At 37.7% G+C, this 11,613-nt stretch carries 15 protein-coding genes; 3 read left to right on the top strand and 12 right to left on the bottom strand.

Going from position 1 to position 11,613, the window contains the following annotated elements:
* Positions 1–360: 360 nt before the first annotated feature.
* Positions 361–1,665: a group II intron reverse transcriptase/maturase gene (gene ltrA, locus DWZ38_RS14580; RefSeq protein WP_117853751.1), complete on the top strand. Its 1,305-nt coding sequence runs from the start codon at positions 361–363 to the stop codon at positions 1,663–1,665.
* Between the two features lie 144 nt (positions 1,666–1,809).
* On the opposite strand, the gene tnpA is transcribed toward ltrA, so the two are convergent.
* The 10 genes from tnpA to DWZ38_RS14625 all read right to left on the bottom strand — a co-directional run bounded on the left by tnpA (position 1,810) and on the right by DWZ38_RS14625 (position 9,098).
* On the bottom strand, positions 1,810–2,265 hold the full coding sequence (tnpA, locus tag DWZ38_RS14585) for an IS200/IS605 family transposase (protein ID WP_117853754.1): 456 nt from the start codon (positions 2,263–2,265) through the stop codon (positions 1,810–1,812).
* A gap of 186 nt (positions 2,266–2,451) precedes the next feature.
* A complete protein-coding gene (locus tag DWZ38_RS23595; RefSeq protein ID WP_347519872.1) occupies positions 2,452–2,601 on the bottom strand; it encodes a hypothetical protein in 150 nt (49 codons plus the stop codon).
* 70 nt (positions 2,602–2,671) lie between these two features.
* Complete coding sequence (locus DWZ38_RS23600) at positions 2,672–2,785, bottom strand: hypothetical protein (protein ID WP_178105351.1); 114 nt, start codon at positions 2,783–2,785, stop codon at positions 2,672–2,674.
* Between the two features lie 503 nt (positions 2,786–3,288).
* On the bottom strand, positions 3,289–3,660 hold the full coding sequence (locus DWZ38_RS14600; protein WP_117853756.1) for a TnpV protein: 372 nt from the start codon (positions 3,658–3,660) through the stop codon (positions 3,289–3,291).
* A 31-nt stretch (positions 3,661–3,691) separates the two neighbouring features.
* Positions 3,692–3,982, bottom strand: coding sequence for a hypothetical protein (locus DWZ38_RS14605; protein ID WP_347519875.1), 291 nt, complete (start codon positions 3,980–3,982; stop codon positions 3,692–3,694).
* Positions 3,960–4,235: a hypothetical protein gene (locus tag DWZ38_RS22505; protein ID WP_178105341.1), complete on the bottom strand. Its 276-nt coding sequence runs from the start codon at positions 4,233–4,235 to the stop codon at positions 3,960–3,962. The genes DWZ38_RS14605 and DWZ38_RS22505 overlap by 23 nt, the downstream gene beginning before the upstream one ends.
* A 54-nt stretch (positions 4,236–4,289) precedes the next feature.
* Positions 4,290–5,147 carry a class II fructose-bisphosphate aldolase gene (locus tag DWZ38_RS14610; RefSeq protein ID WP_117853758.1) on the bottom strand — a complete coding sequence of 286 codons (858 nt, stop codon included), beginning with the start codon at positions 5,145–5,147 and terminating at the stop codon, positions 4,290–4,292.
* Positions 5,148–6,122 carry an aldose 1-epimerase family protein gene (locus DWZ38_RS14615; RefSeq protein WP_147343022.1) on the bottom strand — a complete coding sequence of 325 codons (975 nt, stop codon included), beginning with the start codon at positions 6,120–6,122 and terminating at the stop codon, positions 5,148–5,150.
* Positions 6,123–6,142: 20 nt separating this feature from the next.
* The gene (locus DWZ38_RS14620; RefSeq protein ID WP_117853762.1) at positions 6,143–7,543 is read right to left on the bottom strand and encodes a hypothetical protein; all 1,401 of its coding nucleotides are present in this window, start codon (positions 7,541–7,543) and stop codon (positions 6,143–6,145) included.
* A gap of 22 nt (positions 7,544–7,565) precedes the next feature.
* Positions 7,566–9,098 (bottom strand): FGGY-family carbohydrate kinase, encoded by a 1,533-nt coding sequence (locus DWZ38_RS14625; RefSeq protein ID WP_117853764.1) that lies wholly within the window; start codon positions 9,096–9,098, stop codon positions 7,566–7,568.
* A gap of 404 nt (positions 9,099–9,502) precedes the next feature.
* Here DWZ38_RS14625 and DWZ38_RS14630 point away from each other — a divergent pair, with 404 nt between their 5' ends.
* Positions 9,503–10,360, top strand: a complete 858-nt coding sequence (locus tag DWZ38_RS14630; protein WP_117853766.1) for a PocR ligand-binding domain-containing protein — start codon at positions 9,503–9,505, stop codon at positions 10,358–10,360.
* 476 nt (positions 10,361–10,836) lie between these two features.
* Here the strand turns inward: DWZ38_RS14630 and DWZ38_RS23605 are convergent, their stop codons facing one another.
* Positions 10,837–10,938 carry a hypothetical protein gene (locus tag DWZ38_RS23605; protein ID WP_347519879.1) on the bottom strand — a complete coding sequence of 34 codons (102 nt, stop codon included), beginning with the start codon at positions 10,936–10,938 and terminating at the stop codon, positions 10,837–10,839.
* An 89-nt stretch (positions 10,939–11,027) separates the two neighbouring features.
* On the opposite strand from DWZ38_RS23605, the gene DWZ38_RS14640 reads away from it, so the two are divergent.
* A complete protein-coding gene (locus DWZ38_RS14640; RefSeq protein ID WP_243000279.1) occupies positions 11,028–11,375 on the top strand; it encodes a tyrosine-type recombinase/integrase in 348 nt (115 codons plus the stop codon).
* Between the two features lie 116 nt (positions 11,376–11,491).
* On the opposite strand, the gene DWZ38_RS22855 is transcribed toward DWZ38_RS14640, so the two are convergent.
* The coding region (locus tag DWZ38_RS22855) for a TnpV protein (RefSeq protein ID WP_243000287.1) at positions 11,492–11,613 on the bottom strand (122 nt) is incomplete at its 5' end.

Consider the following 11,613-nt stretch of genomic DNA (forward strand, 5'->3'; position numbering starts at 1 on the left):
ACTTGATAAGGCGATTAGGTGGGTAAGGTTGCAAGGCAAACCGAAGCCCTAATGGTAAACGTATACCGAAGTTGTAAATCAAGAGGTTGTGGGATGAAAGATTAGTGTCTTACCTCGGGAGACCCTACTCACATACTGAAAGGTATGGTCGGAAAAGGTTTGGAGAGGGAGTCAGATGATGTCATAGTAGGCAAAAGCCGAAGGACTGAAACGATTTATAGTACAAATCGTTATGTTTAAAATAATACATGAGCCAGAAATCGGATGGACAGGAAAAGTAGGAACGTAACCAAGGAATACTGTTTATATCTAGAGGGGTGTTATGTATGAATCTTAGGATAAGTCAGAGGAGTAACAACAATGGAATTAATCGAAGTGATTTTAACAAAAGAAAATCTGAACAAAGCCTATAAGAAGGTGGTAGCCAACAAAGGTGCAAGTGGAGTTGATGGAATTACTGTTGAGGAACTGGGAGATTATATAAGGGAGAATAAGGATGCGATTGTCACATCCATTAGGAATAGAACTTATATGCCGAAGCCAGTACGGAGAGTATACATTCCGAAAGACAATGGAAAACAACGTCCGTTGGGAATCCCTACAGCATTGGATAGAACTATCCAGCAGGCAATTGCTCAGCCAATATCTGATATTTATGAAGAAATATTTAGTGAATACAGCTATGGATTCAGACCAGGAAGAAGCTGTCATGATGCAATCAGACAGGCCCTCTGCTATCTGAACAGTGGCTATGAATGGGTAGTAGATATTGATATTGAACAGTTTTTCGACAGGGTAAATCACGATAAGTTAATTCAGATACTAAGAGAGCAAGTAAACGATAGTACCACATTAAATCTGATTCGGAAATATCTGAAAGCAGGAGTAATGGAAAAAGGACTGGAAAAAGCGACTATCACGGGTGTACCTCAGGGTGGCCCACTTTCGGTTGTATGTTCTAATGTCTATCTTGATAAGTTAGATAAAGAACTGGAGCAAAGAGGACTTTGTTTCACAAGGTATGCTGATGATGTGCTGATATTCACCAAAAGTGAGATGGCAGCCAATCGAGTAATGAAATCCATTTGTAGTTGGTTAGAAAGAAAGCTATTCCTGAAAGTAAATGCTACGAAAACAAAAGTGGTAAGACCGACAAGAAGTAAATATCTTGGATTCACATTCCTAAAGAATGGTTCGGAATGGAAAGTCAGACCAACCAATGAAAAGAAAAAGAAACTGAAAAAGAAGCTAAGCGAATATCTGAAAAGAGGAAAAGCGGTAGCGAGACCACTTGCAGTTACAATTAAGAGAGTAAACGAGATTGTACGAGGGTGGATAAATTATTTCAGAATTGGAATGATGAAGCTGTTTATGGAAGAACTTGGGGAATGGCTGAGGCACAAAATGCGAGTGATTGTAATGAAACAGTGGAAAAGACCAAAAACCATCTATAGAAATTTAAGTTATCTAAACTGGAAAAATAAGACTGGATGTAATCAGGAAGAAATTTTTAAAGTTGCGAACTCAAGACTTGGATGGTACAGAAGATGTGGAATGAACGTAGTAAATTTCATTATCAGTAAAGATTTACTTGAAAATAGGATAAAAGACGGAGCTAATTTGCTCAATCCCCTATCCTATTACTTAGTTAAAGTTGGAATATAAGTTGTAGAGCCGTATACGAGACCCGTACGTACGGTTCAATGGGAGGGGCGAGAAAAAAATTTTTTTCTCCCTCTACCCTATTGCTCCAGCCACATGGCTCTTGACTCGTCGCCGCCCTTAAAAGGGCATTGGTACTACTTCGCCTTAACCCTTAAAAGGGTCTTCATATTCTTTTACGCTAAGTTTATCCTGCATAATATCATATTTTTCCTGTTCTTGGATGTATTTGCGCACTGTGGCGTCATTTACGCCTACTGTACTAACATAAAATCCCTCACTCCAAAAATGTCTGTTTCCAAACTTGTACTTTAGATTTGCGTGTCTATCAAATATCATAAGTGCTGACTTTCCTTTTAAATATCCCATAAAACTAGATACGCTATATTTGGGTGGTATGCTGACCAACATATGAATATGGTCGGGCATAAGATGCCCTTCGATAATTTCCACTCCTTTATAAGAGCATAACTGTTTTATAATGTCTCGAATGTCAGCTTTATATTGATTGTAAATTATTTTTCGTCTATACTTGGGAGTGAAGACAATGTGATATTTACACATCCATTTTGTGTGTGATAAATCATTCGTTTTCTTTGCCATAAAATCACCTTTCCTTTCATAATAGTGGCTGGACACCTCTATTATAGTACGGAAAGGTGATTTTTGCGTATAACAATGGCCACCACCCGCAAAGCAGGTGGGTTATAGTTTAAAATGTCTACACGCTGCGTAGACATTTTGAACAGGCTAAAGCCGTACAAAGAGTTGGTCGCTTTTGCGACCAACTTATTTTTCTGTTTCTTTAACAAGTTTTCGAATATGCTCTGGTAATGTTTTTGACCATGGCAACAGTTCTATCAGAAAATATGTGTTTGTATCATCCTCATGTTTTGGAAGTTCAGTAAGCAAATATTCAAAATAATCATATGGTTTCAAATTATTCGCTTTTGCAGTTTCTGCAATACTATAGATAATCGCAGAACTCGTTGCTCATTAATCGTATCAATCATTTCCCAGTTCTTCTTTTTATGTTCTTAAACACATAATTTCGGCCAATCACAAACGGACGGATACAGTTCTCAGCTAATGAATTACTGATCGCACAGTTTCCATCTTTCAGATAATTGAAAGATTAACAGGTACTCGCCATATCTCTCCATAACTCTCCATAAGTGATACCCGTATTACCTTTTTGGGATTTCTACTTTCCCTAACTCGGCCTATCACATCATATCACGCTGTAAGTTTAGTATAACAATAGTATAAAGAAAAGCCTTAACCATTTGTTTCGTGGTCAAGGCTTTTGTTTTTACTGTATTTCTTCTATTTCGCCAGTATCTTTGTTTACATAGTATTCTTTAAGAAGCATACCGCTGAAAAGCAATTTTGCGTCATGTTCTTCTTTATTCTCAGGACATCTCCCTTAAAAAACAGCTTGAAAAAGACGCCGCTGCTTTCCGAGAAGAAAAATTTCGTCCTGATCCGGAACAATACACAGAATTGTTGGATACCAGAATCCAGATACGTCCTGATTTTCGGGATAAATTGATTGAACAGCTCAAAGGTACTTTCGGTAAATATTATGACTATACCCAAAAGCTCCCGAAGGAGCTTTCCATTACCTTAAATATACACTAATTCTTTTAACACAATCTCTTCTGCTGCATTCCGGATGTTATTTATAACTCCAACCCACGCCATCTGATCACGAGCTTTTAAATCCTCTGTAATGCCTTGCTTCTCCATCATCTGACGCACCAGAACATCCATTCTCTCCTGTGCTTCATCATCCACAGCATTCAGATGTGCTGTCAGCCTGTCTTCCAACATATACAGAGAATACATTGTCGGACAATGCTCTTTCAGATATGTTCTCCGTAACATCCCATATTTCCCATAATGCGGTTCTTCATCTGTACTAACAAGGTTCGGATAGTAAATTCCATCTGCTCCCAGTGTATAGGTTCCACCCATTTTTTCAAATGTGCTTTTCATGTGTTATTCCTCCTTGAAATCAGCGATATCCTTAGATCATCGCAAAATATTTCAGGGCAGCCTTGATAGCATCTTCTTTCTCTTTCGGACACTGTGGCACTTTTGGATTTTCTGTCCTTGGCAGATTATAGTTCTCTCCTACTTCGATTCCACATTTCCTTTTGATTTGAGAAATATATAAATTTGAAACCTTCAAGCCAAATTCTTTCAGCACATAATCTTTGATTTCCTGATAGGTCGCTTTCGTCTCTGCACTGGTTGCATCCAGTTCATCCAAGTCTAAGTCGATCTCTATCGTGTCATCTGGTTTCTGTTGGGACAAAAGAACAACGGTCTCCTGAACCAGCCTCCCAGCCAATAACACTCAAATTGTTACGATATGCATTTTCCGATTGTCCGACAAACTGTATAACGCTCAAATTTGTAAGCATCAACGATCCGGCCACGACAATTGCCGTCAGGCTATGCCCGCCAAGGAAATATCCGTCACTGGTTTCCATATTATCGTTTCTGGTTTTGAAATACGTAATAACTGCAACCAATCCGGCAAAAATTATAAATGATATAATTATCATAGAACTATTTACTTTACTTTCCTCCTGTTCTCAGTAGTTAATTTGAGAAAAAGATCAAGACTGCATAGAGAATGTCCTGATAGCTTTTTCAACATTTTCCTGCATTTTTTCTGTTGCTGCAGCTGCGATCTCATGATAAAACGCTACCTCTCCATTATGTTTTTCCAGACACGATTTCACTCCGTCTACACCTGCTTTTCCCATATAAGAGTAATAGTTGATCTTACGAATACCACAGTGAATTGCTTTTACATAGTCTTCTGCATTCACGCCAGATCCTCCATGCATAACCAGCGGAATCTTTACCAGACTCTTTATTTTCTCAATCCTTGCAAAATCAAGTTTAGGTGCAACAGTGTAAAACCCGTGTGCCGTTCCGAAGGAAGCCGCCAGTGCATCAATCTTTGTTTCCTCCACAAATCGCTTTGCATCTTCCGGATCCGTATACATATCCTCCGGTTTTATGCTCCCTACATTTGCTCCTCCTGCTTCACGTCCACCCATAATACCAATTTCTGCCTCTACATCTGCACCGTATCTTCTTGCATATTCAACTGCAATCTTTGTGTTTCTTACGTTTTCTTCATATGAAAGTTCAGATCCGTCATACATAACTGATGTAAACCCAAGTTCTAGGCAACGCTTTAAGCGTTCCAGATCACTGCAATGATCCAGATGTACTGCAACCGGAACTTTAGCATTTCTGGCAACCGCAACCATTACAGGTGCCATAAATTCCACAGGAGCAATATCCTCAAGCAGTGGAATATACATCAATATAACAGGCACATTGTACTTTTCAGCGGTCTTCACAACCGCAAACATATTTTCTAAATTCGGGGTATCAAATGCACCAACCGCAATATTTCTAGCTTCTGCGATCTTCAGCACTTCGTTCATTGTTGTTAACATTTATGCTTCCTCCAAAAGTTTTATCTTAACACCATATTTTACTATTTCATTTTCCTTCAACATTACAAGCTTACCACTTTGATTAACCTTTTTACGGCCGTTTGGATTACAGTTTCCGGGTTCCAGTCCCAGTACATAATCGTATTTCCCCATCATTTTCCACTCTGTAAAACACGGGAGTGATTCGGGATCAAAAGATATCTCCACACCTTTTTTAATATCAGGATTATATATCTTTGCAACTCCTTTTTCTTCAAAAGAATGGTAATAGCAAGCCTCCTCTGTCATACTGCCCGGCTCCGAAATCTCTTTCCAAGTAGAAATGTGTTCCCTTGCATATTCATTCCTAGGCCGAACATCACATGAATTTATTTGTAGCTGCGCATGTTCTGATAATAATGGATAGCCCATGTTCATGTGGTACATAAACATACAGGCGGATTCCTTATCTCCTTTATTTTGAATCTGATCCTTAATTTCGATCGTATTATTTTTTTTGCCTATATGAATTTCTCTAACCAACTCCATCTTGTCCATAAACAAAGCCGCCTGCGATATAATTGCGTGGATGGTATAATCGTCATCATTTTCACTCCAATAGCAGTGTTTGGCTGGCTGATTACTGATCCTTCCATGAAGCGGGTATGTAATTCCATCTATTTCACAAACCTCTCCCACATTATCTAAACCGCAGGTTGTCAAGAAGCCCCCTGTGAAAGAACGCACCATTTCCGATTGATTTGCATCATAATATTTGGACGAAACATAACCACAAGGTGCAAAATACCCCATGTTATCTCCCTTAAATATTACCCGGGTAATATCAGCACAACGATCTGGACAGACTGTTACCTCCAGCCCCAGTCCATTTCGAACGCGCATGATTCGCACACCATCAGCTTTTCCCTCCAAAAGATAACATTCTTCTACACCACGTATCTGATCTGGATTTCCAAAATAATAATCTTCTTTCACCACTTTTTCTCACCTTTTTCTTAATCAATATTAACAATCTCATATCCTAAGTAGTATTTAAACGCTTCTTCCAATACCTTCTTCATATGTCCAACACCAACTGTTGTATGATGTTTAAATCCATTTCTGGCAAGCTTGTTCAGCTTATTTTCAAGATTAGGAATTTCAGCTACACCTCCGCAGCCAAAATATCCATCTTCAATAACATCATCCGTAAATCTTCCTTCACTGAAATAGATATAAATCTTTCCGTCTTCCATCTTGCAGTTTGAAAATGTCATATCAAAAGGCCTTATTCTTCCTTCATTTGCTCCCCAGCCGTGTCCGGGTGCCGTCTTGGCAATCATCTTATGATCAATAACATTACCTTTACAAGTCATCAATGACTGCGGAACAGGTCCACAATGGAAAAGAATAACTTTATTTTCTTCCTCTCCATAATTATTGTTCCAGTCAAGACAAGTAGATGCTTCTTCCGATGCAAGAGACAGGGCTTTCATAGTAAGTGCAGAACAGAGATCCATTTCACATGAAGCAATAATTCCTCTGTCATTTAATTCGCCTAACAATACACACGGAGTGATATGAAGAATATCTTCCATTTCATTCCAACAACGTAACGTCAGTGCATCCAAATGATATTCTTTTATATATTCGTCCAGAACAACACTTGTCTTAGCAAGTGTATTCATATTCTCTTCCGGCACACAGGAGCAGTTGGTGTAGTTCTCAAGAATTCCTCTCTTAATAATTACATCCTCATCATCGTCATTCTTGTTCTGTACCTTAAAAATTAATTCTGACAAATCGAAAGATTCAATATTAATGCCATATCTCTGTGCCGTTACCTCATCGAAACGAACAGTCTTAAATGCAGTTGTTCTTGCACCAATGCATCCCACATTCAACTTTTTCATTCCCTTTACAACACGACATACTGCAGCAAAATCTCTGAGATTTTCAGCAAATTCTTTTGAAAGAGGATGTACTACATGGGGGTAAAATACTGTATATGGTTTCTTATATTGTTCAAAAACATCCGTCACGCTGAATTTTCCACAAAATGCATCCCTACGATGAGCAAAATCCATTTTTCCGATTTCGTCAGGATATGCCTGCATCAAAATTGGAACTCCTGCATTCTCCAGTGCAGTAATGGCCCCATTTTCATCAATAAAAATGGGCATACATAATATAACTCCATCGAATTCTCCCCGGTGCTCTTCCAGCCATTTTGCATAAATGCGTCCTTCTTCTCTTGTCTCAACCGCGCCATATCGGGTTGCTTTTTCATCCATAATCAGGTAATCATAACCTGCGTTTTCAACAGCTTCTATCATCTCCTGTCTTGCAGAACTGAGAAGCTCTGCAGGCATAAATCCTCTGTTTCCAAAATATAAAACAAATGTCGTCTTCTTCATTTTTTATACTTTCCTTTCTCCTTTATTTCTCATACAGCCTCGGATAAATCATCCTGTATCGATCAAATAATTTTTTATATTTTTCCTTCACGCCTTTTCGTGGGAAATAAGTATTTCTATAAGTGATAAATACTTTTGACGCTTCTTCCAAATTCCTGAATCTTCCACATGCAACTCCGGCAAGCAATATACATGCAACTGTTCCTGATTCAGCGGCTCCCAATGATATTATCTCTTTATCATATATATCTGCCTTTATATGTAACCACTCTTTTGAGTTTGCCCCTCCTCCTGTAGCAAAAAGTTTTTCTACTGCAATTCCTGCTTTTTGGAGGTAATCAAGATTTAATTTCATTTCATAAGAACACCCCTCCATAATTCCCTGATAAATCTTCTCTTTTGATGTGTCCATTGTAAGACCAGCAATTATTCCCTTTGCACTATTGTCCATATAAGGTGTTCCAGCGCCTGCGAAATAGGGAAGAATCAATAATTCTGACGGTTCTCCATCAGAAACTCCCCTGTTATATACCTCGTATGGATTCTGCCCGTTTTTATACGCTTCCTTTGCCTCCATAGGAGATACTTTATCCCGATACCACTTTAACAACGCACCTCCGGTGTAAGAAAAAGCATATGTAACAAACAAATCCTTCATATACGGAACGATCGCAAATCCAGACTTCTGCAAAAGCATTTTATCGATTTTCTGACCTTTCGAGAAAGCAACTGTGATGCATTCTACAGTTCCTGTACCATCTACTCCATGCCTCTCATTAAATACTCCGCTTCCAATAGCCGCTGCAATCTGATCATGGCATCCTGACACTATAACCGGCCGGTTCATAAATCCGAGTTCTTCTGTTATCTGCAGACTCATATTTCCAGCTTTCGCTCCTATTGGAACAACCTTCGAAAGCATGGACACATCGATCTCCGCAGCATCCAGTATTTTGGTATCCCATTCTAAGGAATAAATATCAAATGCCATTGTTCTCGTTGCAAGTGAATAATCAATCTGTCTGACTCCTGTTAGTTTGTATACAATATAATCTTCAAACAGGCATATATATTTCACTTTTTTCCAAATCTCCGGCTTATGTCTTTTCTGCCAACACCACTTACATACACTGTACATCTTTCCCGGTGCAATTCCTGTATTCTCATAAATATAATCTCTGCCAACCGTTGCTGTGATTTCATCACATTCTTCCTGCCCATTTGGATCTGTAAACAAATACGATTTATCCAAAACAGTTCCATCTTTGTCGAGTAAAACACTCGCTTCTCCAAAAGACGTTACACAAATTGCTTCTATCGATTGTATTTGTCTGGTGATTTTTTTTATTACTGACTTTATTCCCTCCCAGACCACCTCTGCATCAATGGTGTGTTCTTCTTTTGTAATATGAATTCTGTATTCTTCATACTCCTCCATAAAGAAATTGCCCTCATCATCATAGACTGAGCACTTGCACCCAGTTGTTCCTATATCGATCCCTGCTAGATACAACTTATCACTTCCTCTCCTGAACTTTGTACTCAGTATAATCAATCAAAGACGAAATAAATAGAATTGCAGTTCGAAATAATAGTATTTTTGTTCACTCTCTTTTCACTTTATAGTTTTATATATTTTTACTATTTAATGACTGCTCAATAACAAAAAATAAGTTTTAATCCCCTGCTACAAAAATAAAACTTGTAGAAAGGTACAAACAGCAGGAATTCATGCTGATATTGATCCAAAACAACGACCTGGGAATTTCGTGTGTTGTTGAGCAGTCATTATTTACTTTTTTAACAGTAACAATAAAGTTATTTTGTTTGTTATATTGCTCATAATATAGTATAATTTTATTAAATTCCTTTATGAATCACTAATCCTTAGAAACAGACTATGGCTACGTTGGGCGCCAAAGTCTGTTTAACGTCTCTTACAGAAAGGGGATTTTTAAAATGATGAACCTGATCTATTCTTTTGATGAAATCAACAAAATTTTATTTGATTTTAACAAACTGACTAATTTCAGAATTGCATTGTTTGACAATAATTTTACAGAGTTTCTATCCTGTCCGACAAGGCTGTCCCGCTTTTGCAAAACTCTACGGGAAGATATAACATTAAATGAAAAGTGTCATCATTGTGATTTCGAAGGTTTTGCAAAATGTACTAATGAAAGGAAAACAATAATCTATCAGTGCCATATGGGTATGACAGAAATTATTTCTCCTATTATTTCTTCTGATACTATTATCGGCTATGTTATGTGCGGACAGTTTTTTTCGTCTGATTCCTTGTACAAAAAATGGGATAATCTTCTTCCTGTATTAAAAAAACAGAATGTCGATATTGAAACTTTACATACTTTACATAATAAATATACCTTGTTTTCAACAGACATTCTTCCCTCTTTACAGCACTATCTTGAGATGATTGGAACTTACTTAAATGTAACTGGTCTTCTTAAAATGAATAAAAATAATCTTGCATATCAACTTGACAATTATATTCTAAAAAATATCAGCCAGCCGATTAATGTAGAAATGCTCTGTAAAGAATTTCATTATCAAAAGACTAACTTTTACAAAGTCACATACGAACTCTACGGCATTAGTATCATGAAGCATGTTCGTAACTTAAAAATCCAGGTAGCAAAAAATTTATTATCATCTACAGATATCCCGATCAATCAAATTGCTGCCCAAATTGGAATGGATGATTACAATTACTTTACCAAACTATTTAAGCAATTAGAAAAATGTACCCCAAAAGAATTTAGAAGGAACTCTATTAAAAAGAACATTTCAATCTGATATTTGTTAATCTTCACAGTTTTACCATTAAATGCCTTTGACTGATGCTCTAATATCAGCCAAAGGCATTCGTAATGTGTCCGTTCATTAACTTATCCAAGGAGGCCTATACTCCGAAAGATTTTGGCACAGATGCCAGCGATGTGAATGGATGCCTGGAGGCATAGGTGCCTTTCTTATTTGACTTAGGAGCCAGAATATCAGGTGTGGAGTGATTGTCAGGCCCGAAGCTGCGTAAGCAGACGTTACAATCGTGAAACATCTGATAGAATCCTGTCAGTCAAACAAGAATGTAGAAAAAGAAGCACGGCATTGTACGGAAATCGGATTTATACTGAAGAATAATTTAAAATTTGTGTCCAGTTTTTGTTGACTAGTGCAAATCAGTTAATCTATTTCAAAACTGTCTGGAAAAAATGGCCACTGTCATTCTCCCAAAAATTGCATTTCAACCATGCTGTCAAACAATTGAAAATTTAGCAGTCTACAATGTCATATCCTATGGATTTCAGGATTTCCAAACTTTTCTGATAATCTTCATTTTTTATCAGAATGTAATCCGTATTGTAAGTAGACACCGCAAAAATTGAAATGTTGTTGTTTGCTAAAACTGAACCACTATAGCAATTTTAGACAATATTCCAATTAATGAAAAGTCTAAAGCACCTTGAATACAAAAAGCTTTCCAGCCGTCATTGCGCTGAATCACATTTGGTGGGATATTGCTTTGAATGATACTGTTACCATCATACTGACAGGAAAAGGTGGTAAAAGCCGTATTGTTCCAGTCATGAAACCAACCAGTGAATTATTGAAACAATATATGGAAGGTTCAGATTTGACTTCGCCTGTATATGAACGCAATCCATTATTCACTAATCGTGGTAACAAACCACTGACAAGAGCTGGTGTGACATATATTTTGAAAAAGTATGCAGCACAGGCTCAGGCAATGGGAGTAAAAGAGATCTCTGATGAGATTACACCTCATTGGCTGAGACATAGAAATCAGTGATCCCACTGAATAACTGTCGATAATCAATTGGCCATGGGTGCATTGGCTATTTCTAATGAGCTCGGATTGGTTGTTTCTGTTGGACTCTGAATGGTCAATTCCTTCGGGCTCCAACACTACCTATAAATCAATTCTTTTAACACAATCTCTTCTGCTGCATTTTGGATATTATTTACAGCTCCAACCCACACCATCTGATCACGAGCTTTCAATTCTTCCGTAACGCCTTGCTTCTCCA

Source organism: Ruminococcus sp. AF31-8BH, assembly GCF_003460605.1.
In the GTDB taxonomy this organism is placed as follows: domain Bacteria; phylum Bacillota; class Clostridia; order Lachnospirales; family Lachnospiraceae; genus Blautia_A; species Blautia_A acetigignens.

Bases quoted from the DNA above. Each gene is read 5' to 3' on its own strand.
- DWZ38_RS14610 (WP_117853758.1), bottom strand. From the start codon at position 5,147: ATGTTAACAACAATGAACGAAGTGCTGAAGATCGCAGAAGCTAGAAAT.
- DWZ38_RS14600 (WP_117853756.1), bottom strand. From the start codon at position 3,660: ATGAAAAGCACATTTGAAAAAATGGGTGGAACCTATACACTGGGAGCA.
- DWZ38_RS14630 (WP_117853766.1), top strand. From the start codon at position 9,503: ATGATGAACCTGATCTATTCTTTTGATGAAATCAACAAAATTTTATTT.
- DWZ38_RS14620 (WP_117853762.1), bottom strand. From the start codon at position 7,543: ATGAAGAAGACGACATTTGTTTTATATTTTGGAAACAGAGGATTTATG.
- tnpA (WP_117853754.1), bottom strand. From the start codon at position 2,265: ATGGCAAAGAAAACGAATGATTTATCACACACAAAATGGATGTGTAAA.
- ltrA (WP_117853751.1), top strand. From the start codon at position 361: ATGGAATTAATCGAAGTGATTTTAACAAAAGAAAATCTGAACAAAGCC.
- DWZ38_RS22505 (WP_178105341.1), bottom strand. From the start codon at position 4,235: ATGATAATTATATCATTTATAATTTTTGCCGGATTGGTTGCAGTTATT.